The 24,664-nt window shown below is 64.3% G+C and carries 25 protein-coding genes; 11 read left to right on the top strand and 14 right to left on the bottom strand.

Annotation, left to right across the window (positions count from 1 at the left end; all coding sequences use genetic code 11):
* The first annotated feature begins 2 nt into the window (after positions 1-2).
* Genes AAHE99_RS18515 through AAHE99_RS18500 form a run of 4 tightly spaced genes read left to right on the top strand, consistent with a single transcriptional unit; the run spans position 3 to position 5,681 of the window.
* Positions 3-1,139, top strand: a complete 1,137-nt coding sequence (locus tag AAHE99_RS18515) for a PilT/PilU family type 4a pilus ATPase (protein ID WP_342118818.1) — start codon at positions 3-5, stop codon at positions 1,137-1,139.
* Complete coding sequence (locus tag AAHE99_RS18510; RefSeq protein ID WP_342118817.1) at positions 1,139-1,624, top strand: glutathione peroxidase; 486 nt, start codon at positions 1,139-1,141, stop codon at positions 1,622-1,624. Before AAHE99_RS18515 ends, AAHE99_RS18510 begins: the two co-directional genes overlap by 1 nt.
* 20 nt (positions 1,625-1,644) lie before the next feature.
* Positions 1,645-4,674 (top strand): MHYT domain-containing protein, encoded by a 3,030-nt coding sequence (locus AAHE99_RS18505; protein ID WP_342118816.1) that lies wholly within the window; start codon positions 1,645-1,647, stop codon positions 4,672-4,674.
* Positions 4,671-5,681, top strand: a complete 1,011-nt coding sequence (locus AAHE99_RS18500; protein WP_342118815.1) for a response regulator — start codon at positions 4,671-4,673, stop codon at positions 5,679-5,681. The genes AAHE99_RS18505 and AAHE99_RS18500 overlap by 4 nt, the downstream gene beginning before the upstream one ends.
* On the opposite strand, the gene glcF is transcribed toward AAHE99_RS18500, so the two are convergent.
* Genes glcF through AAHE99_RS18485 form a run of 3 tightly spaced genes read right to left on the bottom strand, consistent with a single transcriptional unit; the run spans position 5,678 to position 9,435 of the window.
* Entirely contained in the window at positions 5,678-6,925 is a 1,248-nt protein-coding gene (glcF, locus tag AAHE99_RS18495; protein ID WP_342118814.1) for a glycolate oxidase subunit GlcF, read from the bottom strand. The two genes, AAHE99_RS18500 and glcF, sit on opposite strands and share 4 nt — an antisense overlap.
* 1 nt (position 6,926) lies before the next feature.
* On the bottom strand, positions 6,927-7,976 hold the full coding sequence (gene glcE, locus AAHE99_RS18490; protein WP_342118813.1) for a glycolate oxidase subunit GlcE: 1,050 nt from the start codon (positions 7,974-7,976) through the stop codon (positions 6,927-6,929).
* A gap of 1 nt (position 7,977) precedes the next feature.
* Entirely contained in the window at positions 7,978-9,435 is a 1,458-nt protein-coding gene (locus tag AAHE99_RS18485; protein WP_342118812.1) for an FAD-linked oxidase C-terminal domain-containing protein, read from the bottom strand.
* Positions 9,436-9,538: 103 nt separating this feature from the next.
* Between AAHE99_RS18485 and AAHE99_RS18480 the strand changes: the two genes are divergently transcribed.
* Positions 9,539-10,093, top strand: a complete 555-nt coding sequence (locus AAHE99_RS18480) for a cob(I)yrinic acid a,c-diamide adenosyltransferase (protein ID WP_342118811.1) — start codon at positions 9,539-9,541, stop codon at positions 10,091-10,093.
* Positions 10,094-10,104: 11 nt separating this feature from the next.
* Here AAHE99_RS18480 and AAHE99_RS18475 read toward each other — a convergent pair whose 3' ends face one another.
* Positions 10,105-10,530, bottom strand: a complete 426-nt coding sequence (locus AAHE99_RS18475; protein WP_342118874.1) for an ORF6N domain-containing protein — start codon at positions 10,528-10,530, stop codon at positions 10,105-10,107.
* 49 nt (positions 10,531-10,579) lie between these two features.
* Positions 10,580-11,314 (bottom strand): M48 family metalloprotease, encoded by a 735-nt coding sequence (locus tag AAHE99_RS18470; RefSeq protein ID WP_342118810.1) that lies wholly within the window; start codon positions 11,312-11,314, stop codon positions 10,580-10,582.
* Between the two features lie 497 nt (positions 11,315-11,811).
* Between AAHE99_RS18470 and AAHE99_RS18465 the strand changes: the two genes are divergently transcribed.
* Complete coding sequence (locus AAHE99_RS18465; RefSeq protein WP_342118809.1) at positions 11,812-12,906, top strand: hypothetical protein; 1,095 nt, start codon at positions 11,812-11,814, stop codon at positions 12,904-12,906.
* Positions 12,907-12,933: 27 nt separating this feature from the next.
* Here the strand turns inward: AAHE99_RS18465 and dxs are convergent, their stop codons facing one another.
* The 3 genes from dxs to AAHE99_RS18450 are packed head-to-tail and all read right to left on the bottom strand — an operon-like array spanning position 12,934 to position 15,930.
* A complete protein-coding gene (gene dxs, locus AAHE99_RS18460) occupies positions 12,934-14,802 on the bottom strand; it encodes a 1-deoxy-D-xylulose-5-phosphate synthase (protein ID WP_342118808.1) in 1,869 nt (622 codons plus the stop codon).
* A 1-nt stretch (position 14,803) separates the two neighbouring features.
* Entirely contained in the window at positions 14,804-15,694 is an 891-nt protein-coding gene (locus tag AAHE99_RS18455; protein WP_342118807.1) for a polyprenyl synthetase family protein, read from the bottom strand.
* A complete protein-coding gene (locus AAHE99_RS18450) occupies positions 15,691-15,930 on the bottom strand; it encodes an exodeoxyribonuclease VII small subunit (RefSeq protein WP_342118806.1) in 240 nt (79 codons plus the stop codon). Before AAHE99_RS18450 ends, AAHE99_RS18455 begins: the two co-directional genes overlap by 4 nt.
* A gap of 258 nt (positions 15,931-16,188) precedes the next feature.
* On the opposite strand from AAHE99_RS18450, the gene AAHE99_RS18445 reads away from it, so the two are divergent.
* The 3 genes from AAHE99_RS18445 to AAHE99_RS18435 are packed head-to-tail and all read left to right on the top strand — an operon-like array spanning position 16,189 to position 19,067.
* Positions 16,189-17,289, top strand: coding sequence for an aromatic ring-hydroxylating oxygenase subunit alpha (locus AAHE99_RS18445; RefSeq protein ID WP_342118805.1), 1,101 nt, complete (start codon positions 16,189-16,191; stop codon positions 17,287-17,289).
* Positions 17,289-18,203, top strand: coding sequence for a DMT family transporter (locus AAHE99_RS18440; protein WP_342118804.1), 915 nt, complete (start codon positions 17,289-17,291; stop codon positions 18,201-18,203). The genes AAHE99_RS18445 and AAHE99_RS18440 overlap by 1 nt, the downstream gene beginning before the upstream one ends.
* A gap of 9 nt (positions 18,204-18,212) precedes the next feature.
* The gene (locus tag AAHE99_RS18435; protein WP_342118803.1) at positions 18,213-19,067 is read left to right on the top strand and encodes a sulfurtransferase; all 855 of its coding nucleotides are present in this window, start codon (positions 18,213-18,215) and stop codon (positions 19,065-19,067) included.
* A gap of 116 nt (positions 19,068-19,183) precedes the next feature.
* Here AAHE99_RS18435 and AAHE99_RS18430 read toward each other — a convergent pair whose 3' ends face one another.
* The gene (locus tag AAHE99_RS18430) at positions 19,184-19,966 is read right to left on the bottom strand and encodes a hypothetical protein (protein WP_342118802.1); all 783 of its coding nucleotides are present in this window, start codon (positions 19,964-19,966) and stop codon (positions 19,184-19,186) included.
* A gap of 156 nt (positions 19,967-20,122) precedes the next feature.
* Here AAHE99_RS18430 and AAHE99_RS18425 point away from each other — a divergent pair, with 156 nt between their 5' ends.
* Positions 20,123-20,308, top strand: coding sequence for a hypothetical protein (locus AAHE99_RS18425; protein ID WP_342118801.1), 186 nt, complete (start codon positions 20,123-20,125; stop codon positions 20,306-20,308).
* Between the two features lie 3 nt (positions 20,309-20,311).
* Here the strand turns inward: AAHE99_RS18425 and AAHE99_RS18420 are convergent, their stop codons facing one another.
* From AAHE99_RS18420 to AAHE99_RS18400, 5 genes are read right to left on the bottom strand one after another with little or no spacing between them, the layout of a single operon-like run.
* Complete coding sequence (locus AAHE99_RS18420) at positions 20,312-20,785, bottom strand: TssQ family T6SS-associated lipoprotein (RefSeq protein ID WP_342118800.1); 474 nt, start codon at positions 20,783-20,785, stop codon at positions 20,312-20,314.
* Positions 20,782-22,398, bottom strand: a complete 1,617-nt coding sequence (locus tag AAHE99_RS18415) for a serine/threonine-protein kinase (protein ID WP_342118799.1) — start codon at positions 22,396-22,398, stop codon at positions 20,782-20,784. Before AAHE99_RS18415 ends, AAHE99_RS18420 begins: the two co-directional genes overlap by 4 nt.
* The gene (locus tag AAHE99_RS18410; RefSeq protein WP_342118798.1) at positions 22,395-23,165 is read right to left on the bottom strand and encodes a PP2C family protein-serine/threonine phosphatase; all 771 of its coding nucleotides are present in this window, start codon (positions 23,163-23,165) and stop codon (positions 22,395-22,397) included. The genes AAHE99_RS18415 and AAHE99_RS18410 overlap by 4 nt, the downstream gene beginning before the upstream one ends.
* A gap of 3 nt (positions 23,166-23,168) precedes the next feature.
* On the bottom strand, positions 23,169-23,771 hold the full coding sequence (gene tagH, locus AAHE99_RS18405) for a type VI secretion system-associated FHA domain protein TagH (RefSeq protein WP_342118797.1): 603 nt from the start codon (positions 23,769-23,771) through the stop codon (positions 23,169-23,171).
* A gap of 53 nt (positions 23,772-23,824) precedes the next feature.
* Positions 23,825-24,538: a ZIP family metal transporter gene (locus tag AAHE99_RS18400; RefSeq protein ID WP_342118796.1), complete on the bottom strand. Its 714-nt coding sequence runs from the start codon at positions 24,536-24,538 to the stop codon at positions 23,825-23,827.
* Here AAHE99_RS18400 and AAHE99_RS18395 point away from each other — a divergent pair.
* Positions 24,474-24,664 (top strand): hypothetical protein (locus AAHE99_RS18395; protein ID WP_342118878.1); only part of this gene is annotated, 191 nt, incomplete at its 3' end. The genes AAHE99_RS18400 and AAHE99_RS18395 overlap by 65 nt on opposite strands.

The raw sequence follows: 24,664 nt of genomic DNA, 5'->3' as shown, positions 1-24,664 counted from the left end.
ATATGGAACGCGACCAGGCTTCAAAATTCATGTTCGACCTGCTGCGCCTGATGGTCAGCAAAAAGGGCTCGGACCTGTTCATTACCGCCGGCTTCCCGCCGGCCATCAAGATCGACGGCAAGATGACGCCCGTGTCGGCGCAGGCCCTGACGCCAGCGCACACGGCCGACCTGGCCCGTTCGATCATGAACGACAAACAGACCGCTTCCTTTGAACAGACCAAAGAAGCCAACTTCGCCATCAGCCCGGGCGACCTGGGACGTTTCCGTGTCTCGGCTTTCGTGCAAATGAGCGCGGTCGGCATGGTGCTGCGTACCATCAACAGTACGATCCCGAACTTCGACGACCTGGGCCTGCCGCCGGTGCTGAAGGACGTGATCATGTCCAAGCGCGGCCTGGTGATCATGGTTGGCGCGACCGGCTCCGGTAAATCGACCACCCTGGCGGCGATGGTCGGCCACCGCAACGAAAACAGCTACGGCCACATCATCACCATTGAAGACCCGGTCGAATTCGTGCACCCGCACCGCAACTGCATCGTCACCCAGCGCGAAGTCGGCGTCGATACCGAGGACTGGGAAGTGGCGCTGAAGAACACCCTGCGCCAGGCGCCGGACGTGATCCAGATCGGCGAGATCCGCGACCGCCAGACCATGGACCACGCCATCGCCTTCGCCGAAACCGGCCACCTGTGCCTGGCCACCCTGCACGCCAACAGCTCCAACCAGGCGCTGGACCGTATCATCAACTTCTTCCCGGAAGAGCGCCGCCAGCAGCTGCTGATGGACTTGTCGCTCAACCTGAAAGGCATGATTTCGCAGCGCCTGATCCCGAAAAAGGATGCGAAAGGGCGCGCGGTGGCGGTGGAGATCATGCTGAACTCCCCGCTGATCGCGGACCTGATCTTCAAGGGCCAGGTGCACGAGATCAAGGAACTGATGAAGCGCTCGCGCGAACTGGGCATGCAGACGTTCGACCAGGCCCTGTTCGACCTGTACGAAGCTGGGCAGATTACCTACGAGGACGCGCTGCGCAACGCGGACTCCGTCAACGACCTGCGCCTGGCCATCAAACTGGAATCGAAGGATGCCAAGAACCGCGACCTGGCGGCCGGCACCGAACACCTTGGGATCATCTGATGACGACCGTATTCGACTTCAGCGCCGACAGCCTGTCCGGCGCACCCGTGGACCTGCAGCAGTACAAAGGCAAGGTGCTGCTGATCGTGAACACGGCCAGCAAATGCGGCTTCACGCCGCAGTACCAGGGCCTGGAACAGCTGCATAAGGAATTCGCCGGCCAGGGCTTTGAGGTGCTGGGCTTCCCCTGCAACCAGTTTGGCCAGCAGGAGCCCGGCAATGCCGACGAAATCGGCGCGTTCTGCGAAAAGAATTACGGCGTCAGCTTCCCCATGTTCGCCAAGGTCGACGTCAACGGCGACGCTGCCCACCCGCTGTACAAGCACTTGAAGAAGAATGCGCCGGGCATCCTCGGCACGGAGGGCATCAAGTGGAACTTCACCAAGTTCCTGATCCGTAAGGATGGCAGCATCCACGACCGCTACGCGCCGACCACCAAGCCGGAAGACCTGGCGGACGACATCCGCAAGCTGCTCAACCAGTAAAGCGGCGGCGCAGGCACGCCATGGATTACCTGATCCAGCTGTTTTCCCCACCAGCCGACCCGGCGCTGCTGACCTATGGCATCTACGATCCCTGGCTGGTGATCCTGTCGGTGGTGGTGGCCAGCTTCTCCTCGGGCATGGCCTTGCAAATGGCCGGCCAGGCAGTGCGCGGCACCCAGCGATCGCTGCGCCTGGTGGCGCTGGCCACCGGCAGCCTGGCGCTGGGCAGCGGCGTGTGGGCCATGCACTTCATCGGCATGCTGGCGTTTAACCTGTGCACGCCGGTCTCCTACGATCCCGTTATCACCCTGATGTCGATGCTGCCCAGCATCGCGGCATCGACCGTGGCGCTGTCGCTGGTGGGGCGTAAGCAAATCAGCCTGCGCAGCCTGCTGGTGGGTGGCGTGCTGGTGGGCGCCGGCATCGGCGCCATGCACTACACCGGCATGGCCGCCATGCGCTCGGCGCTGGCGCTGCGCTACGACCCATGGATGTTCGGTCTCTCCATCGTGGTGGCGGTGGCGCTGGCGACCCTGGCGCTGTGGGTGCGCTTCGGCCTGCAGGGTTTGCATGGGCGCCTGGGTGAAATGGGCACAGTGATTGTGGCCGGCGTGATCATGGGCTGCGCCATCGCCGGCATGCACTATACCGGCATGGCGGCGGCGCGCTTCGTCGGCCGCGTGCCGCTCGACGCGGCCAGCGGCATCGCCAATGCCGGCTTCCTGGCGCTGGCCGTGACCCTGACCACGGCGCTGCTGACGGCGCTGGTGGCATCGGCCAACAATATGATGCGCTACCGCGCCCTGTTCCACCACACCAGCCAGCTGGAGCAGGCGCTGCGCGCCAGCGAGGAACAGCTGCGCACCCTGATCGGCAATATCCCCGGCATTACCTTCCGCGCGCGCAATGAACCGGGCTGGCCGCTGCTGTTCGTCAGCGACGCCATCGAATCCATGACCGGCTATCCCGCCGCCGATTTCCTGGGCGACCCGCCGCGCCGCCTGTTCAAGGAAATGATCCATCCCGACGACTGGCCCGCCGTGGAGAAGGGCGCCCAGCGCGCCGTCGAACAGCGTGGCCCGTTCACGCTGGAGTACCGCATCATCCATCGCGACGGCAGCACGCACTGGTTCTGGGGCAACGGCAATGTCGTGGTGGGGCCGGGCGGCAAAGTGGAATTGCTGGACGGTGTCATCCTCGACATCAGCAACCGGCGCCTGATGGAAACCGACCTGCGCGTGGCCAAGGAGCGCGCCGAGCAGGCTGCCGCCGCACGCGCCGCCTTCCTGGCCAACATGAGCCACGAGATCCGCACGCCGATGAATTCCATCCTCGGCTTCACCGACGTGCTGCTGCACGGCGAGCTGACCCCGGTACAGCGGCGCCAGCTCGATACCGTGCGCAACGCCGGCCGTTCCCTGCTGCGCCTGCTCAACGCGATCCTCGACACCGCCAAGCTGGACAAGGGCGCGGTGGAACTCGAACTGCACGATTTCAGCCTGCTGGCCCTGGCCGACGAATTGTCCTCCACCATGGGCAACGCCGCCAAGACCAAGGGCCTGGCGATGGCGCTGCATTACGATCCCGCGCTGCCGAACTGGATACACGGCGACGAATTGCGGGTGCGCCAGGTGCTGACCAACCTGATGGACAACGCCATCAAGTTCACCAGCCATGGCAGCGTTGCGCTGTCCGCCAGCGCCGAGCAGAAGGACGGTCGGCGCATGGTGCATTTCGCCGTCACAGATACCGGCATCGGCATTGCGCCCGACCGCATGGCTGCCATCTTCGAACCCTTTGTACAGGCCGACGCCTCGATGAACCGGCGCTTCGGCGGCACCGGCCTTGGCACCACCATCTGCAAGCAGCTGGTGGAACTGATGGGCGGCAGCCTGTGGGCCGAAAGCACGCCCGGCGCAGGCAGCACCTTCCACGTGCTGCTGCCGCTGTTGGAAGCGCGCGACGAAGCCACCCGCAGCGGCGGCCAGCCCACGCTGCTGCCGCCGCTGCACCTGCTGGCGGCCGACGATGTACCGCAGAACCTGGAGGTGCTGATGCTGCTGCTGTCCAAGCTGGGGCACACGGTTACCGGCGCCAGCGACGGCGCCATGGCGGTGCAGCTGGCGTCCGAGGCGCAGTTCGACGCCATCCTGATGGACGTACAGATGCCCGGCATGGACGGCCTGGAAGCAACGCGCCGCATCCGCGCCGCCGAAGTCGCCGATGGTCGCAAGCGCACGCCTATCCTGGCCATGACGGCCAGCGTGCTGGAACGCGACCGCGACGCCACACGCGAGGCAGGCATGGACGGCTTTGCCGCCAAGCCGGTCGACGTGGCGGCGCTGACGCTGGAGCTGGCGCGCGTACTGGGCATGCCGTCCGGCGCACCGCGCCTGGCGCCCACACCGGCCGCAAGTTCGGGGATGGTGCTGAATACGGAGCAGGGCTTGTACCGCTGGGCCGGCCAGCAGGCGCCCTACCAGCGCGCGCTGGAGCGCTTTGCGCGCGAGCAGGCCGATGCGGCCGAGCAGCTGCGTGGCCTGATCGGGGCCGGGCAGCATGCCGCCGCCGGCGCACTGGCGCACCGCCTGCGCGGCGCTGCCGCCAACCTCGGCATGGAACAACTGACCGATGCGCTGTGGCGCACGGAAAGTACATTGCAGGCGCCCGACGGCCGCGACGCCCTGCCCGGCTTGATGGAACTGTGCGCGCAGCGCCTGGCGGAAACGCTGGAGGCAATCGGCGCCGCCAGCGCGGCAGGCGGCGCGGCAGCAGCAACAGCGGCCGGTGCGCCGCCGCCCCCCGCCGTGGCTGCAACGGATCAGGAGCAGCTACGCACGCTTGGCGCAGCGATGCTGAAATCGCTCGAACGCGGCAGCTTTGACGAACGGGAACTGGCCGCGCTGGCCGCACTGCTGCGCGGCTGCGGTGCGCAGGCTCGGCTCGATACGCTGCAGCGGGCGCTGGATGACTTCGACTTCAGCGCCGCCCGCGACGCCCTGGAAGGCCTGCTGGCGGACTGCCTGGATACCCAAAGGAACGCAACATGACCCGACAAGCGACCATCCTGGCCGTCGACGACGAATCGACCAACCTGCAGCTGCTGCGCCAGATCCTGCAGGACCATTACCGCCTGCTGTTCGCCAAGGACGGTGCGCGCGCCATCGAACTGGCCGTCAACGAGAAGCCCGACCTGATCCTGCTCGATGTGATGATGCCCGAGATGACCGGCTACGATGTGTGCCGGGTGCTGAAGGCCAACCCGGCCACCAACGGCATCCCGGTCATCTTCGTCACCGCACTGACCGATGCCACCGACGAGGTGGATGGCTTCGACGCCGGCGCCGTGGACTTCATCAGCAAACCGGTCAGCCCGGCCGTGGTCAAGGCGCGCGTCAAGCTGCACCTGTCGCTGGTGCGCATGGACGAACTGCGCGCCAGCCGCCTGGCCATCGTGCAGCGCCTCGGCCTGGCGGCCGAATACAAGGACAACGAGACCGGCCTGCACGTGATCCGCATGAGCCATTACACGCGCCTGCTGGCCGTGGCGGCCGGGCTGGACGAGCAAGCTGCCGACGACCTGTTCATCGCAGCGCCGATGCACGATATCGGCAAGATCGGCATCCCCGACAACATCCTGCAAAAACCGGCGCGCCTGACGCCGGAGGAATGGCAGGTGATGCAGACCCACCCCAATATCGGCGCCCACATCATCGGCCAGCACGAAAGCGGCATGCTGGCAGTGGCGCACGACGTGGCGCTGTGCCACCACGAAAAATGGGACGGCAGCGGCTACCCGAACCGCCTGAAAGGCGAAGATATCCCGCTGGCGGGACGCATCGTGGCGGTGGCCGACGTGTTTGACGCGCTGACGTCGGTGCGTCCCTACAAGCCTGCCTGGACGCTGGAGGATGCCTCCAACTGGATGCGCGAACAGCGCGGCCTGCATTTCGAGCCGCGCCTGGTGGACCTGTTCCTCGAGCAGGTTCCGGAGATTACGCAGATTATGGAGAAGTGGGCCGAGCGCGAGCCGGTGCCGGAAAAGCCTTTCGGCTAGCCATGCAGGGTACGGTCGACCAGCTCGATCCAGTGCTCAACCGGCGTTTCGGTGCCGGATTGAAGATGGCCCAGGCAGCCGATATTGGCCGAGACGATGCGCTGCGCGCCAGTATCCGCCAGCGCCTCCAGCTTGCGGTCGCGCAGCTGCAGCGACAGCTCCGGCTGCAGGATCGAATACGTCCCCGCCGAACCGCAGCATAGATGCGCATCGCGGCACAGCCGCACCTCGACGCCGATCGCACGCAGCAGCCCTTCCACCTTGCCGCGGATCTGCTGGCCGTGCTGCAATGTGCACGGCGGATGCCAGGCGACAGCGCCCGCCGCCGCGCCAATGCCGACGCCCTCGCGCCGCGCCTGGACGCGCCGTGCCAGCTCAGCCTCGAACTCCGGCATGATCTCGCTCAGGTCGCGCGTCATGGCACTGATGCGCGCCGCCTTTTCCGCATACGCCGCATCGTGCGCCAGCAGGTGCCCATACTCCTTGACCGTGACGCCGCAGCCGGAAGCGGTCATCACAATCGCCTCCGCCCGCTCCACATACGGCCACCAGGCATCGATATTGCGTCGCATATCATCGAGCGCCGCATCCTGGTCGTTCAGATGGAAGCGCAGCGCGCCGCAGCAGCCTGCGCGCGGCGCGGCCAGCAGCTGCACGCCAAGCGTATCGAGCACGCGCGCCGTGGCGGCATTGATATTTGGCGCCAGGCCAGGCTGCACGCAGCCATCCAGCACCAGCATGGTGCGCTGATGCTCGCGCACCGGCCACACCGTTGCCGCGCGGCGCGGCGGCAATTTGTCCTGCAGCGGTTTGGCCAGCAGCGGCCGCAAGGCTTGGCCGATGCGCAGCGCAGGATTGAACAGCCACTGGCGCGGCAGCGTCTCCTTCAGTACATAGCGCTTGATCCGGTCCGGCAGTGCGCGCGGCACGCGCTGCTCCACCACCTTGCGGCCGATATCGGCCAGGCGTCCATACTTCACGCCCGACGGGCAGGTGCTCTCGCAATTGCGGCAGGTCAGGCAACGGTCCAGGTGCAGCTGGGTGCTGGCGGTGACAGGCGCGCCTTCCAGCACCTGCTTGATCAGGTAGATGCGGCCGCGCGGCCCGTCCAGCTCATCGCCCAGCAGCTGGTAAGTCGGGCAGGTGGCGGTGCAGAAACCGCAATGGACGCAGGCACGCAGGATCGCTTCCGCCTCATCGCCATCGGACGTGCCTTTGATGAAATCTGCCAGGTTGGTTTGCATATCAGTACATACGGCCGCGATTGAAGATTCCGGCCGGATCGAAAGCCGCCTTAAGTCGTTCATGGATGCGCGCCACGGCAGGCTGCAGCGGATGGAAGGCGCCCTCGCCGTGTGCCCCCCGGTAGCGCGTGGCATGTCCGCCCGCCGCGGCGACAACGCGCCGGATGTCTTCCGCCACGCCGCGCTCAACGCGCAGCCAGCGCTGCGCCCCGCCCCACTCGATCAGCTGTTCGCCGCGCAGCACCAGCGCGCTGGCGGCCGACGGCACCGACAAGCGCCACAATTGACCCGGCCCTGCAAAGAAGTCGCGCTGCTGGTCGCGCAGCCCCGCCCAGAACGTATCGCCATTGGCCAACGGATCCCCGCCCAAACGCTGCAAGGCCGCCTTGACCGCCGCCTGCGCGCCTGAGAGACGCACGCTCAGCACCCCGCCCTGCCAGCAAGTCGCGGAAATCGGCAGCGGCTGCCCCGCCCATTCATTCATATTGCGCAGCGCCGTGATCTCGTCCATCTCGAAACGGATGGTGGCTTCGCGCAGCGGCATCGGCAGCACCTTGAGCGACACCTGCGTGATCAGCCCCAGCGTGCCTAGCGAACCCGCCAGCAGGCGCGACACATCGTAGCCCGCCACATTTTTCATGACCTGCCCGCCGAAGGACAGCAACTCGCCGCGCCCGTCCATCAGCTGCGCGCCCAGCACGAAGTCCCGCAGCGCCCCCGCCGCCGCGCGGCGCGGCCCGGACAGCCCGCTGGCAACGACGCCGCCGATGGTGGATGCCGCGCCAAAACGCGGCGGTTCGAAGGCCAGCATTTGCCCGTTCTGCGCCAGCAAAGCCTCAATTTCGGCCAGCGGCGTTCCGCAGCGTGCCGTCAGCACCAGCTCGGTCGGTTCGTAATCGAGCACACCGGTGTAAGCGCGCGTATCGAACACGTCACCCGCCACATGCTGGCCGTACCAGTCCTTGGTGCCGCCGCCGCGCAGCAGAAGCGGCGTGCCATCGGCGCTGGCCGCCTGGATACGTGCGCGGAACTGGTCGAGGATCGCATCCATCTCAGAACCTCGGCAAGCCGGCAAACGGCAAACGGCCCGCGCGCACATGCATCTTGCCGAATTCCGCGCAGCGGTTCAGCGTCGGGATGGCCTTGTTCGGGTTCAGCAGCGACAGCGGATCGAAGGCGCGCTTCACCTCGTGGAAAGCCGACAGCTCCGCATCGCTGAACTGCACGCACATCGAATCGATCTTCTCGATGCCCACGCCATGTTCGCCCGTGATGGTGCCGCCCACTTCCACGCACAGTGCCAGGATCTCGGCACCGAATGCCTCGGCGCGCTGCAGCTCGTCCGGATGGTTGGCATCGAACAGGATCAGCGGGTGCAGGTTGCCGTCGCCCGCGTGGAACACGTTGGCGCAACGCAGGCCGTAGCGAGCCTCCATCTCCTCGATGCCGAGCAGCACGCGCGCCAGGTGCTTGCGCGGGATGGTGCCGTCCATGCAGTAATAATCGGGCGAGATACGGCCCGCCGCCGGGAAGGCGTTCTTGCGGCCCGACCAGAATTTCAGCCGCTCCGCCTCGCTGCCGGAGACCTGCACCGCCGTGGCGCCGGCCGCCTGCAGCACAGTGCTCATGCGCGCAATCTCCTCCGCCACTTCTTCCTGCGTGCCGTCCGCCTCGCACAGCAGGATGGCGGCGGCCTCGGTGTCGTAGCCGGCGCGCACGAAAGGCTCCACCATGCGCGCTGAAGTGCGGTCCATCATTTCCAGCCCCGCCGGGATAATGCCGGCCGCGATCACTGCCGCCACCGCATTGCCGCCTGCGACCACTTCGCCGAAGGAAGCCATGATGACGCGGGCGCTGGCCGGTTTCGGCACCAGTTTGACCGTGACTTCGGTGACGATGCCCAGCATGCCTTCCGAGCCGATGACGGCAGCCAGCAAATCCAGCCCCGGCGCGTCGAGCGCCTCGCTGCCCAGCTCCAGCACATCGCCCTCGATGGTCACCATGCGCACGCGCAGCACGTTATGCACTGTCAGCCCGTATTTCAGGCAATGCACGCCACCCGAGTTTTCCGCCACATTGCCGCCGATGGTGCAGGCGATCTGCGAAGATGGGTCGGGCGCGTAATACAGCCCATGCGGCTCGGCCGCTTCCGAAATAGCCAGGTTGCGCACACCCGGCTGCACCACGGCCGTGCGCGAATAGGCATCCATACGCACGATGCGGTTCATGCGCGCGGTGGACAGCACCACCCCGTGTTCGATCGGCATGGCGCCGCCGGACAAGCCGGTGCCGGCGCCGCGCGGCACGATGGGTACCTTGAACTCGCGGCAGATGTTCAGGACGGCCAATACCTGTGCCTCGTCGGCCGGCAGGGCGACGGCCATGGGTGGCTGGCGATAGGCCGACAAGCCGTCGCACTCGTAGGGACGGGTATCTTCCAGTTCGGACAGCACGCTGGACGGCGGCAAGGCCGCGCGCAGGGCGGCAACAACGGCGGTGCTGTTATTCATTGATCCATTGTAAGATCAAATAGCAAGCACGCGCGGAAATCCCCTCCCAACCAATGGTAATTTGTCGTATCCTCCCACCGTTATTTGACAAATAGAGGCTGCAATGGGTAACCGACTCTCGAAAATCGCGACCCGCACGGGCGACAAAGGCACCACCGGGCTGGGCGACGGCTCGCGCGTGGATAAGGACAATGTGCGCATCCAGGCCATCGGCGAAGTGGATGAGCTGAATTCCAACCTGGGCGTGCTGCTGGCCGAGCCGCTGCCGGACGAGATGCGCGAAGAGCTGGTCTCGATCCAGCACGACCTGTTCGACCTGGGCGGAGAGTTGTGCATTCCGGGCTACCAGATGATCAAGGAAGAACATGTGGAGCGGCTGGACGCGCTGCTGGCCAAATACAACGCCACCCTGCCGGCGCTGACGGAATTCATCCTCCCAGCCGGCTCGCGCGCCGCCGCCGTGGCGCACGTCTGCCGCACCGTATGCCGCCGCGCCGAGCGCGCCATCGTCACCCTCGGCAAAGTCGAAACCATCCACGACTTCCCGCGCCAGTATGTGAACCGCCTGTCTGACCTGATGTTCGTCCTGGCCCGCGTGCTGAACCGCTTCGCCGGCGGCAGCGACGTCCTGTGGCACCACGACCGCAAGCGCGGTTGATACCAAACGCCTCAGACCGTAAAACCAATTGGCCGGTGCGGAGGGTCGGGACGATGCACCAGCTCGCGAATGGCAGCAAAAATCTCGACGATAGCCGTATCGTGTGAATTCACTTGTCGCTCAAGTTCAAGCAACTTTTCAGCGAGATAGGTATCAGCGGCGGCGAATTGCCTGAGTTTTACGAAGATGCGGACAATTTCGATGTTGACTGTTATGGCCTGCGGGCTCCTCAAAACGGAGGCGAGCATTGCCACGCCCTGCTCCGTGAAGGCAAACGGCATCCAGCGCCGGCCACCTTTTCCACCCTTTGAAATCACAAATTGTGATTTCAAAGGCTCCCACTCTTCCTGATTCAAGTGGAATGCGAAGTCAGCTGGAAATCTGTTGAGATTCCGCGTAAATGTCTTTCCCCACCGTCGTGAAAGTGCATCCTCAATTATTCACGTGAATACAACTGCGGGCTCTTGATTTGAATCAAACGAATCATCACTCGTCTAACAAGCGCGACATACCTTTGGCGAGGTTCAGCCGGGAAACGGCGGCGGGATGGCTAGCGAGCAACGATGGGGCAGTCGAATCGCTTGCAAGCTTGGCGTAAAAGCGCAACATCGCGGCGCAGGGCCAGCCAGCCTGGTGGGCGATCAGCATCCCGAGTTGGTCGGCCTCGCGCTCCTGGATCGCGGAGAGCTTCGACATGCGCAACTGCAATGGGAAGTCGGAGGCCAGGCGTTCTTCGACAACTTCCAGCGGCAGGTCGCGGCGGCTGTCCAGCAGGGCTTCGGAAAGTGCTTCGCGCGAGTGTTCTGCGATGATGTGGGCGATTTCGTGCGCCAGTAAGATGGCAAGCTCGCCATCATCCAGCGCGAGCCGGGCGACAAAGCTGCCTCCAACCAGAAGTTTTCCGCCGGCCTGGCTTTCCGCTTCAATGGCCGGGTCGTCGGTCACGTGTACTTCCCACGGCCATGCCGCGGCATCCGGCTTGAGCGCGACTGCCGCGCGGACCAGGCCATTGGCAATGCGCTTCACGCGCGCCAGTAAGGCGCGGTCCCGGTCTAGCCGGCCTGCAGCGGCCAGCGAAACGGTCTGCTCGATATAATTGTCCTCGGCACGCAACTCCACCGCCCCGGCCGGGAAGCGCAATTCCTGCCAGCGCCCGGAGTCGGGCACCTGCGCCACGGATTGCGACGCAGCGGTTAGCAAAGCAAGCATCAGGCAGCGCATTTTGCACTCCAATCCAGCTAAACCATTTATACCAATCTAGCCCAGGCATCTACTCGTCGCAAGCTATGAAGAAAATGATTGTCCTTCCCCTGTTCGCCATGATTGCCGTTCATGCTGCGGCGCAGGATGGCTGCGTGCATGGCGAGCCAACGCCATTCTTCCCCAAAGCCGCAGCCAGCGAGCACAGTTTCGCGCGGCGCTCCGCGACCGAGGCGATAGAGACCATGCGCCTTCGGTCGCGGCGTATGCCGCTGCCGCCAACATGCTGGACAGCCTGCAAGCACTGCACCCCGACTCAAACTTCGACCTGCCACGCGCAGCGCAGACACTGAGAGCGATGGCGGGCGCAGGAAAGCCCTTGAACACCGAACAGGAAGTCGACGGCGATGGCGAAGACTTCTTGCAAGCGCGCCTGACGCTAGTGCACACCAGAGGCAAGCTCCGGCTAACGCTATTCCGTGGTCCACTTTGAAGTGAAGCTCTGCTAGACTGCGCGGATGCAAAAAATTCAACAATGTGTTTTCGCCATCCTGCTCGCCTGTGCAGCGGTTGGCGCGGGGGCCCAGGAGGCGACGCCGAGCGTCGAGGTGCAGGGTGTGAAAAATCCTGATATGCGTTCCTACCGCGCCGTCGTGGCGGGGCTGGATGCGTTTGAGAAGCACCATGCGCTGGCGCCGGCGGTGCCGGAATTGCGCTTCCGCCTTGCGCCGCGCTCCGGCACTGAGCAAGCCGCACAGGACGCGGCGGAGCCGCTGTACCTGCGCATTGTCGGCAACGGAGACCCGATCCCGGTGCCGGTTGCGCCGGACGGCACCTTCAGCGTGCCGCGTGTGGAATCGGCTTACGACGATGATGCAGACCTGATCCTGAACCGCAAAAAAGGCGTCCTGAAAGGCCGCCCCGAAGTCCGCACGCCCGGACTGCCTGAAAACGTACGCCGCCTGGGCGACCTGCGCCTTGAGTGCCAGGTGATGGTCGCCATCGGCAAAAAAGAAATCGGCCTGATGTTCACGCTGCTGGTCAATACGATAGCCATGACCACCGACTGGTGCGATATGAGCTTCAACAAGAAGAAGGTCAACTTCTCCTTTGCCAGCCTGCGCGCGCTGGATGGTGCGGAGATCGTCGACGGCGAGCGCCGTATGCCGCTTGAGGTGACGGACTACAGCTTCCAACCTCCGGTCGCAGAACCGGAATGGTCGAACGATGCGCGCATCGAGCTGCGCTACGCGCCGGAGCTGACGGCGGAGGAAAAAGCCGACCCATGGCTGCAAACCCTGTTCGCCATCGGTACGGCCAACGGAAATAACCTGCGCCTCCCGCTGCGCAAACAGGAAGACGGCACATACGCCGCGGAGCTGGACCTGAACAAAGGCACCCACTCGCTGCGCGTCGGCACGCGCGGCCTGAGTGCGATCAGCCTGGGCGCCCCGGGCGAAGACAAGCGCAAGGTGGAGGACGGCGTCGCCAAGCCGCTGCATCGCAATGGCAAGGCCTTGGCGTTTAGCGTGGAAAACGCGGGCCGCTACGCCCTCACCCTGGACGCCCGCGACAAGGAAGCGCCGACCTTACGCCTGGCGCGGTTGCCATAAAAAAACGGCGCCGAGGCGCCGTTTTTCTTAGCCGTTGTTGACGACCAGCCTTGGCTCGTCGCCGAAGCGCGCCTTGATCGAGGCCGCGATACCGGCAGCATCCAGCCCCACCAGCGCCAGCAGCTTGGCTGGATCGCCGTGGTCGATGAACTTGTCCGGCAGGCCAAGCATCTGGATCGGCTTGGTGATTCCTTCGGCCGCCAGGGCTTCCGCGACGGCAGCGCCGGCGCCGCCCATCACACAGCCCTCTTCCACCGTCACCAGGTAGTCATGGTCGGCAGCCAGCTGCTTGACCAGTTCCACATCCAGCGGCTTCACGAAGCGCATGTTCGCCACGGTGGCGTTCAGCAGTTCGGCTGCGCCCATCGAAGGCGCCACCATCGAGCCAAAGGCCAGGATGGCGATTTTCTGGCCCTTGCGGCGGATCTCACCCTTACCGATCGGCAGCGCGGTCAGCTCCTGCTGGATCGCCGCCCCGATGCCCGCACCACGCGGATAGCGCACGGCAGCCGGGCCCGGGAAGTTGTAGGCCGTGGTCAGCATCTGGCGGCACTCGTTCTCGTCGGACGGCGCCATCACCACCATGTTCGGGATGCAGCGCAGGTAGGCCAGGTCGTAGTTACCGGCGTGGGTCGCACCGTCGGCGCCCACCAGGCCAGCGCGGTCCAGCGCGAAGGTCACGTCCAGGTCTTGCAGCGCCACGTCGTGGATCAACTGGTCGTAGGCGCGCTGCAGGAAGGTCGAGTAGATCGCTACCACCGGCTTCAGGCCTTCGCAGGCCAGGCCGGCGCCGAAGGTCACCGAGTGCTGCTCGGCGATGCCGACGTCGAAATAACGGTCCGGATATTCTTTATCGAAGCGCACCATGCCCGAGCCTTCGCGCATGGCAGGCGTAATGCCCACCAGGCGCTTGTCGGCCTTGGCCATATCGCACAGCCAGTCGCCGAATACTTCGGTGTAGGTCTTCTTGGAAGGCGCCAGCGCAGGCTTGATGCCTTCCGCCGGGTTGAACTTGCCGGTGCCGTGGTACAGGATTGGCTCCGCCTCGGCCAGCTTGTAGCCCTGGCCTTTCTTGGTCACCACGTGCAGGAACTGCGGGCCTTTCAGCTGCTTGATGTTCTGCAGGGTCGGGATCAGCGAATCCAGGTCGTGGCCGTCGATCGGGCCGATGTAGTTGAAGCCCAGCTCTTCGAACATGGTGGCCGGGACCACCATGCCCTTGGCATGTTCTTCCAGGCGCTTCGCCACTTCCAGCAGCGGCGCCGGCAGCACCGACTTGGCGACGTTCTTCGACGCCGCATAGAACTGGCCCGACATCAGGCGCGCCAGGTAGCGGTTCAATGCACCGACCGGCGGCGAGATCGACATATCGTTGTCGTTCAGGATCACCAGCAGGTTGCAGTCCTTTTCCACGCCCGCGTTGTTCAGCGCTTCGAACGCCATGCCGGCGGTCATCGAGCCGTCGCCGATCACGGCGATGGCGTGGCGGTGTTCGCCCTTGATCTTGGCGCCCATGGCCATGCCCAGCGCAGCCGAAATCGACGTCGACGAGTGTGCGGTGCCGAAGGTGTCGTATTCCGATTCCACGCGGCGCGGGAAGCCGGAAATGCCATCCAGCTGGCGCAGGGTGTGGAACTTGTCGCGGCGGCCGGTCAGGATCTTGTGCGAGTAGGTCTGGTGGCCCACGTCCCACACGATGCGGTCCTGCGGCGTGTTGAACACGTAATGCAGCGCGACGGTCAGCTCCACCGTGCCCAGGTTGGACGACAGGTGGCCGCCGGTCTTGGAGACGGAATCGAGCAGGAAGGTACGCAGCTCTTCGGCCAGTGGCGTCAGCTGGTGGCGCTGCAGCTTGCGCAGGTCGGCCGGGTTGTTGATGGTGTCAAGCAGTTTCATTTTAAGCTTTCCTCTGCACGATCAGGTCTGCGAGTTCACGCAGGCGCAGAGCTTGTTCTCCGAACGGCGCCAGCGCAGCATGCGCATCCTGCCGCAGTTTTTCCGCCAGGGCGATCGACGGTTCCAGGCCCAGGATGGATACGTAAGTCGGCTTGTTGTCCGCCGCATCCTTGCCGGCAGTCTTGCCCAGCGTGGCCGAATCGGCCGTGGCGTCGAGCACATCGTCGACCACCTGGAAAGCCAGGCCGATGGCGCGCGAATAATCGTGCAGCGCCGCCAGCTCGGCTTCCGTCAAATCCTTGCCCGCCATCGCGCCCAGCACGACGGAGGCGCGCAGCAGCGCACCGGTCTTCAGCTGGTGCATGCGCTCCAGCTGTTCCAGCGTCAGGCTGATGCCCACGCTATCGAGGTCGATGGCCTGGCCGCCGCACATGCCGGCCGAACCCGCGGCATCGGCCAACAGGCGCAGCATGCCGACCAGGCGCTGTGGCGGTACCGAATCGACACCGGCCAGCACGCCGAAGGCCTGCGCCTGCAGCGCGTCGCCCACCAGCAGCGCGGTCGCTTCGTCGTAGGCCACATGCACCGTCGGTTTGCCGCGGCGCAGTTCATCGTCGTCCATGCATGGCATGTCGTCGTGCACCAGCGAGTAGGCGTGGATCATCTCCAAAGCGGCGGCGGCGCGGCTCAGGGCCTGCGCATCGGCGCCGGACAAGGCGCCGGCGGCATGCACCAGCAGCGGACGCACACGCTTGCCGCCATCGAGCACGGCATAGCGCATGGCGGCATGCAGCTTGGTCGGGACCACATCTTCGGCAGGCAGGTAGGAGGACAGGTCCTGCTCCATGCCGGCCTGGATGGTTTTCATCCAGTCCTGGAACGTCACGCTCATTGTGCAGCCTCCTCGCCTTCCGCGAAGGGCTTGAGCATATCGCCTTCCAGCACTTTTACCTGGGCTTCGACCTTGTCGAGCTGCCCGGCGCAGAATTTCACCAGTTCGGAGCCGCGCGCGTAGGCGGCGACCGAGGCTTCCAGCGGCAACTGACCGGCTTCCATCTGGGTTACCAGCTGGGCCAGTTCGGCCATGGCTTCCTCGAAGGTGGCGGGCGCATTCATTTTCTTGGTCATGACATATAGCTTTAGTGTAGCCCGCTATTTTAGAACAAAGTCCTGTGGGCGGTCTAAAAACGGCGCTCTAATACGGGGAAAACGTTGCAAATCCTGCCATAGGGCAAGACCGGCGCCGACTTGCAGATAGTTCAGCGAGGAATGGCCATTTCACGCTATAATCTCCGGTTCTGTCCGAAATACCGTTTTTATTCTCTGAATTCAGGTCTTTGCGGATCTTTCTCTTCTTGGTTTGATATTTAATTAAGGGGGGTTTGGATGTCCGATCTGGGTAGCCACGCCAAGCTGGCGCGTTCCAACGCGCAACTTCCGGTCAACGTCTATTTTGACGAAACGCTGCTGCAGCGTGAAATGCAGGAACTGTTCAAAAAGGGTCCACGCTACGTCGGCCACGAGCTGATGGTGCCAAATGTTGGCGACTTTGCCACGCTGGCGGCTGAAAATGAAGGCCGCATGCTGGTTCGTAACGCGAACGGTATCGAACTGCTGTCCAATGTCTGCCGCCACCGCCAGGCGCTGATGTTCAATGGCCGCGGCAATGCCGACACCATCGTCTGCCCGCTGCACCGCTGGACTTACGACCTGAAGGGCGAGCTGATTGGCGCACCGCACTTCCCGGACACCCCGTGCCTGAACCTGCCGAAGGCCAAGCTGCAGAACTGGAACGGCCTGCTGTTCGAGCAAAACGGCTACAACGTGATGGAGAAGCTGGGCACCCTGTCGGTGACCAAGGATCTCGATTTCACCGGCTATATGCTGGACCACGTGGAAGTGCACCACTGCGACTACAACTGGAAGACCTTCATCGAGGTCTACCTGGAGGATTACCACGTCGAGCCGTTCCACCCGGGCCTGGGCAGCTTCGTCACCTGCGACGACCTGCGCTGGGAATTCGGCAAGGACTACAGCGTGCAGACCGTGGGCGTGAACCGTGGCCTGAAGAAATCCGGCTCCGACACCTACCAGAAGTGGCACGAGCAGCTGCTCAAGTTCCGCAATGGCGAACCGCCGAAGCATGGCGCGATCTGGCTCACCCTGTACCCGAACATCATGGTCGAGTGGTACCCGCACGTGCTGGTGGTATCGACCCTGTGGCCGGAGGGCCCGAACCGCACCAAGAACGTGGTGGAGTTCTACTATCCGGAAGAAATCGTGCTGTTCGAGCGCGAATTCATCGAAGCCGAACGCGCAGCCTATATGGAAACCTGCGTCGAGGACGATGAAATCGGCGCCCGCATGGATGCCGGCCGCAAGATCCTGATGGAACGCGGCGAAAACGATGCCGGCCCTTATCAATCACCGATGGAAGACGGCATGCAGCACTTCCATGAATGGTACCGGAGCAAGCTGGAAATCTGATGCAATCACTCTGGATGCTACTTGCCAGTTTCCTGTTCGCCGCCATGGGGGTGTGCGTGAAACTGGCCTCGGGTCTCTATAGCACTTCAGAGATTGTGATGTACCGTGGAATCATCGGCATTCTGGTCCTGGGGACGATGATCCGCCTGCAAGGCGGGTCATTCAAGACCACCATGCCGCTGGCGCACCTGTGGCGCTGCGTGGTCGGCGTGGCCTCCCTCTGGCTGTGGTACTACACCATCGCCGCCCTACCCCTGGCTACGGCCATGACCTTGAACTACCTGTCCCCGATCTGGATCGCGGTCTGGCTGTTCGGCCACGGCTGGTGGCACCGCAAGAACCATGTCGAATGGCCGCTGATCCTGGCGGTGGCATTCTCCTTCGTCGGCGTGACCTGCCTGCTGCAGCCGGCCTTCCACGCCAACCAGCTGGTGCCGGCCCTGGTGGCGATCGGCTCCTCGGTGCTGACGGCCATGGCCTATATGCAGGTGCGCAAACTGGGCCTGGCGGGCGAGCCGGAAAGCCGCGTGGTGTTCTACTTCGCCTGCATGAACTTTGTGGCGGGCTTCGGCGGCCATGTGGCCGGCTCGGGCTGGAGCTGGACGCCGCTCGATAATGGCTACGGCGCCTTCCTGCTGCTCGGCACCGGCCTGTGCGCCACCGCCGCGCAAGTCGCCATGACACGCGCCTACCGCGTCGGCAAGACGCTGGTGGTGGCCAACCTGCAGTACAGCGGCATTGTGTTTTCCAGCATCTGGGGCGTGCTGCTGTTCGCCGACAGTTTCGACTGGCTTAGCTGGCTGGGCATGGGGATTATCGTGCTGTCCGGCGTGGCGGCCACGTTCTACAATACGCGCAGCACGGAGCGCGGCAAGGCCATTGCCGACACCGACCCTATTGCCAGCGAAGTTTAAGGACCACGCATGTTCACCACCCTGATCGACGCCAACACCCTGTCGCAGCACCTGACCGACCCGAACTGGGTCATCCTCGATTGCCGCCATGACCTGATGAATCCGGACTTCGGCCGCAATGCCTTCGCCGAAGGCCATATCCAGAATGCGCAATTCGCCAATATCGACACCGACCTGTCCGGGCCAAAGACTGGCGCCGACGGGGTGTTCCGTGGCCGCCACCCGCTGCCGGAGCGCGCGCAGCTGATCGAAATGCTGCGCGCCTGGGGCATCAACGGAGATTCGCAAGTCGTTGCGTATGACGCGCACGGCGGCATGTTCGCCGCCCGCCTGTGGTGGCTGCTGCGCTGGGTAGGCCATGGCGCGGTCGCTGTGCTGGATGGCGGCCTGGCCTCCTGGAGCGCAGCCGGCCTGCCGCTGGTCACTCCGGTGGCCGCCCGCGCGCGCGGCAACATCGCCGAGAAGCACACGCTGGTGCGCACCGTGTCGGTGGCAGATGTAGTGGAGAACCTTGAGTCGAAACGCTTCCAGGTCATCGACGCCCGCGCCAACGACCGCTTCCGCGGCGAGAACGAAACCATCGACCCGGTCGGCGGCCACATTCCCGGCGCGCGCAACCGCTTCTTCAAAGACAACCTGCAAGCCGACGGCCGCTTCAAGGATGCCGCCACGCTGAAGACCGAACTGGCGCCGCTGGTCGGCTCGCCGCAGGACGCCGTCATGCAATGCGGCTCCGGCGTCACCGCCTGCCACAACCTGCTGGCCCTGGAAGTCGCCGGCATGGGCGGCGCCGCCCTCTACCCCGGCTCCTGGTCCGAGTGGTGCTCCGACAGCACGCGCCCCGTCGCCACCGGCCCCACCTGACACTCCAGCCCGTGTCCACCTTGGGGTCAGGCTCTTTGGTGGACACGGGCTCTGCCCATGTCCACCAAAGAGCCTGACCCCAAGATGGACGGGACGGCCATCCGGCGAGTTCAGCTTTAATCGCCGCCTCCGCCGCAGCTGCTGCCGCAACTGCTGCCACAACTACTGCCGCCGCTGTCGCAGCTGGATGAGCTGCTGCAGTCGAGCGAGCTGCCGCAGCCGGAGCCGCAGCTGCTGCCACTGCTGTTGGCTTGCTGGCGGGCGCGGGCCTCAAACTCTTCAAACTGGGCGGTAGTGATCAGGCCGGCTGCCAGCAGCCCTGCGGCCGCCAATTGCGGCGGGCAGGCGATCAGCGGGTCAAACCGGCCAGAGGCGTCGAGCCGGCTGCAGCCCGGCTGGCCGCGCTGCACGGCGTAGCCGAAGCCATACGGCATCTTTACTTTCTTATCAAGCAGGAAGAGCGACGGCAGGCGCGGGCCTTCGACGACGATGCCTTCCGCCTTGCGCGCCCGCACCAGGCACACCGCCAGCCCTTCATCCAGCTTGCCGCCCATGGCCGCGCCTTCCACATGCGGTACCACACGGCCAAAGTGCTTGCGGCAGAACACTTCCAGCTTGAGCGGCGACAGCCGCAGCCAGGCGTGCCACACCGAATCGGCCGCTTTGGAGGGCAAGGCGCATGGTGTCCCGTCGCGTGCGGCGCATTCGAAGAAGTCCAGCAGGCCGATCACCGAGCGGGCAAAAAAAACGGCATCCGTCGGGATGCCGTGGTATTCGTTGGGTGCGCTGCTTTTCCAGTAATCGTATAGGCTCGGTGGCAGGTCCTTGAGGGCTTTGCCGTGTCGCGAACGCTGCAAGAGTCGCTGCGCGTACCAGGTATTCAACATTGTCCAAATCATGATCAAAGCCTACGAAAAGATTGTGACAAGTGTATTACAACGTGGCGCCCTTGCCGCACCGGGTCGTTTTCCGTTGGAAATTTCGGTGAGAAAGTGTGACTATTTAGCTTGAGAGCCCGCCGGGGATAGCGGGCTTCGTCGCGAGGGCAAAAAATCATGAAAACCAGAACACAGCTGGCCACTGCGGAAAATACAACGCAGGATATCGTCCAGATTGCCATGCGCATCAATGTGGAAGCGGGCAGCATCCATGCCTGGATCTTTCTGAAACAAAATGGCTTTCACGACGATGAAATCGTGAACCTGCTGCGCCACACACCAGCTCTACACGTCGTTCACTGACTCTTACTTCTTGATTTTTGCGTCCTTGCGCGCCCGCTCGAAGGACGGCGTCCACAGCGGATGGCCTTTTTCGCCTGCGTTCAGGTCGAACGTCTTGTCGAGCTTGAAGGCCTTGTCGAATTGCTGGCGGCACAGCGTGACGCGGTTGGTGACGCAATAGCTGAACGCGGTGTATTTCAGCGCTTCCAGCTGCAGCGGTGTCTCGGCCTTGGCCAGCTCCGGCGCGGTCGTCAGCTGCTTGATTGCACCGTTGAAGTTTCCGGCCCTATACATCTCGATGCCGGCGTTCAGGGCCTTGCGGGCTGGCGGTAATTCCGGCGGCGCGGGTGGCGCCGGTGGGGTGGCCGGAGCGGCAGCCACCGGCGCGGGCTCTTTCTGCGGGGCGGACGCTTGCGGCGCCTGCTTCAGCGGGCCGGTGGTTTCGCAGCCGGCCAGCACTAGCGCGGCGGCGATCAGGCAGATCTTCTTCTTATTCATTGTCCGAAATCGTGTTTCACGGTCACAGTCCGCTTGGCGTCGACAGTGACTTTCTGCACGTAGGCTGGGAAGTTAGGGTTTTCCAGGCGGACCTCATGATCGCCCAGTGGCAGCGTCAATTTCTTCAAAGGCGGTGTGATGCCTTTCTGGACGCCGTCCACGTAGATTGTAGCCCATGGCTGGACGGCGATGGTGACGCTTCCGCTGGTCGGTGCGGCGGGTTCGGGCGCAACGGCAGCCTGGGGGCTTGCTTCCACTGGGGCCACGGCTTCGCTCGCGGCGGCGCTGGCGCCGGCTGCAATCGCGGCGCCTACCGAGGCCTCGCTCGCTGCCTTGCTGGCAGGAGCTTCCTCGACGCTGGCAACTTCAGTGGCGGCGGGTTTGACCGGACTGTCGCTGGCAAGCCAGAACGCGCCCACCACCGCCAGCAGCGCGACGGCAATACCGGCGCCGATCAGTTTGCCCTTGCCGCCGGCTGCCGGACGTGCAACAGCCGCTGCGGATGCCGAGGCGCTCTTGCCGGATTTGGCGGCCGGTTTACTGGACGGTTTGCTGGCCGACTTTACGGCCGGCTTGGCGTCAATCCTGGCATCCGGCTTGGCGTCCGGCTTGGCTTCAGCCTTGGCAGCCGGCTTGCCGCCCGCTTCCGCCGGAAGCGCCTTGGCAGGCGCGCTGCTGGCAACTGGCTGACCCGCCGCGGCATGTGCTGCATCCGCACCATGCGAATCAGCGATCCCCAACAATGCCGCAAACTCCGCAATCGACTGCGGCCGCACTTCCGGACGCACTGCCATCCCGCGATCAATCGCCTCCAGGAACTGCATGCTATAGCCGGGACGCCCCGCCACAGCCAGCGGCTCGATCGGATCATTCAGCATGCGCGCCACGGCAGCCGGCGGCGCCTTGCCGGTAATCGCCGCATACATCACCGCCGACAGCGAATAGATATCGGTCCACGGCCCCTGGCGCATCGACTCGTCATCCGCATACTGTTCAACCGGCGCAAAGCCCGGCTTCAGGATCACGGTCAGAGACTGCGCCATATCCTGCACGATCTGGCGCGCCGCGCCGAAGTCGAGCAGCACCGGCTTGCCATCGGGCTGGATCATGATGTTCTCGGGCGAGACATCGCGGTGCAGGATATTGGCCGCATACAGCGCCTCCAGCGCACCCAGCACCGGTTGCAGCAGGCGTTTCAGCCAGGCCTCGGTCACCAGCTCCGGATTATCGCGGCACACCACCTTGAAGGTACGCCCCTCGTAATAGCGCATCGCCATATAAGCCGTGCCATGCGCCTCCCAGAAACGGTACACCTTCACCAGCGCCGGATGGTCGAACTGCGCCAGCAAACGCGCCTCGTTGATAAAGCTGCGCAAGCCCGCACCGAACGCCTCCGCATGGCGCTTGGAGCGCACCGACACCGTATGGTCGGAAGCGCGCGAAGCCAGCGCCGTCGGCATGTACTCCTTGATCGCCACCGTGCGCTGCAAGGAATGGTCGAACGCCAGGTAGACGATGCCAAAGCCGCCCTCCCCGACCACATCGCGGATCTCGAATTCCGCGACACGGGTGCCGAGCGGAAGGCTATTCGGCAAATCAGCAGGCCGGTTCATGGCGCCTCACCGATAAAGATAGCTTGTGCACTGAAATTGTCGCGCGCCTTGTGTACCAGGCCGGAACGCTCCTCGGCCACGGCGCAGATCGCATCCAGCCATTGCTGCGCGGTGCCCGATTGGGCCAGCAGCATTTCCATTTGCGGCTCGGCCACCCACTCCCATAAGCCGTCGGTGCAGATCAGGATCGCATCGCCGGCCAGCAGCGCCAGCGGCGGCTGCACGGCAGGCTGCACTTCGTTGTCGGTACCAATCGCGGCATACAGCACGTTGCGCTTGGGATGGCTGCGCGGATCGGCGCCGGCAGCCAGCCCGGAATCGATCATCTGCTGCACCATGCTGTGGTCGCGCGTGGCCTGCAGCAGGCGCCCAGCGCGGAACAGGTAGATACGCGTGTCGCCCATATGCGCCCAGGTAGCTTGCGCACCGGCGCGGTCCACCAGCGCCAGCGCCACGGTGGCGCTCATGCCCTGCAGCGCCGGACGCTGCTTCTTGCTGCGGGCCACTGCGATGGCCGCTTCGGCCACCATGGCCGGCGTGGCATCGGCGCTGAAGCCGGGCTTTTCGCCGAAGGTCGACAGCACCGACTGCACCACCGTGCGCGCCGCCACTTCGCCGCCCTCATGCCCGCCGGCGCCGTCGGACACGACGAAGCAAGCCAGCTCGCCACGTTCGGCACGGCCGATCGCATCCTGGTTGGAAGAGCGCCCACCGACGGAGCTCACCTCCGCCACGTTAAGCGCCAGGCGCTGGGACATATCGGCCATGATTTACTCCATTTCATCCAACCGGCGCTCGTAAGCACCCAAAAACGCATCGCCCAGCGCGCCGTGGAAATCGGCGGACGTGGCCTCGGCCAGCGCCGCATGCTTGGCGCAGAAGCGGTCCCACAGCGCCGCCTTGCGCAGCGCCGGCACGGCAGCCGCCAGCACACCGCTGCGATGACGCGCGGCGATAGCCTCCGGCGAGATACGCGCCAGCGCTTCGGCCACCGCACCTTCCATGCCGGCCATCACACATTGCTGGTGGGCCGACAGGTCGGCAAAGGCATCTTCCAGCGCCTCCACCGGGCCCATAAAGCCAGGCATCTTTTTGCGCAGCATCTGGGTCAGGGCGGCCTGGCCATCGGGCAGGAATTTGAGGGGATTGTTGTTGCGCACCACCACCACGGTGGCGTCGGCGTGGATATCGCGCTTGAGCTCGGCGCGCGTTTCGAGCAGGCTGTGGGCGCCGCCGATCGACGTAGCGACCAGCTTGCCCAGCATTTCCATGAATTCCGGCGTCAGTTGCCAGTTCGGTTGCACGCCGGCGCCGCGCTGGAAGGCGGCCATCAGGGAATCGGCGTTATGGTTTTCAGTCGCAGTGTCGAGCATGGGGGTCTCCTATTCCCCCTAGCGTAGCAAAAAAGATGCCAGGCGGAAACTACTTAGTGCGTATCGTGCGCGGTAGCTGTCAGGAAAAGCACAATCGCCACACCGAGGGCGATCAACAACACTTGCGGGATAGTCTCGCGCATGGTAGCGCGGCGTTGCATTTGAGGCATCAAATCACTGACCGCAATATAAATGAAGCCAGAGGACGCGAACACCAGCACGTAAGGGATCAGGTTGGTGGCCTTGTCCAGGGTGTAATACCCGAGCAGGCCGCCGGCCACGGCCAGCAGGCTGCAAAGGAGATTATAGACATAGGCGCGCGTGCGCGAGAACCCGGCGTTCAGCAGGACGATGAAATCGCCGATTTCCTGCGGAATTTCATGGGCAATGATGGCCACGCCGGTGACGATGCCCAACTGCGGGTTGGCCAGGAAGGCCGCCGCGATCAGGATACCATCGGTGAAGTTGTGCATGCCGTCGCCCAGCAGGATCATCCAGCCGGCGCGGCCCGCCTCGGCCTTATCGTGGCCGTGGTGATGGTGGTGGCCATCGTGCTCGTGATGGTGCGAATGGCGCAAGATAGCCAGTTTTTCGAGCAGGAAGAAAGCCAGCAGGCCGGCCAGCAAGGCGCCGAACAGGTGGCGCGGGTCGGTGCCGGACTCAAACGCCTCCGGCAGCGCGTGCAGTAAGGAGGTGGACAGCATGATGCCGACCGACAAACTAACCATCTTCTCGACCACCTTCGACAGCAAGGCGAACGAAAACACCGCCGCTGCCGAAATACTGGCAACGCCGGCAATCGTGGTGGCCAGCAGGATGGAGGTCAGGACGGGATCGATGGTGCTTCCTTTGCGTGCAAACCGAGCATTTTACCTCTTACAGCCGAGTTCGTG

This window comes from Pseudoduganella sp. OTU4001 (assembly GCF_038440195.1).
In the GTDB taxonomy this organism is placed as follows: Bacteria; Pseudomonadota; Gammaproteobacteria; order Burkholderiales; family Burkholderiaceae_D; genus Rugamonas.
This window is presented reverse-complemented; position numbering and strand designations above follow the sequence as displayed.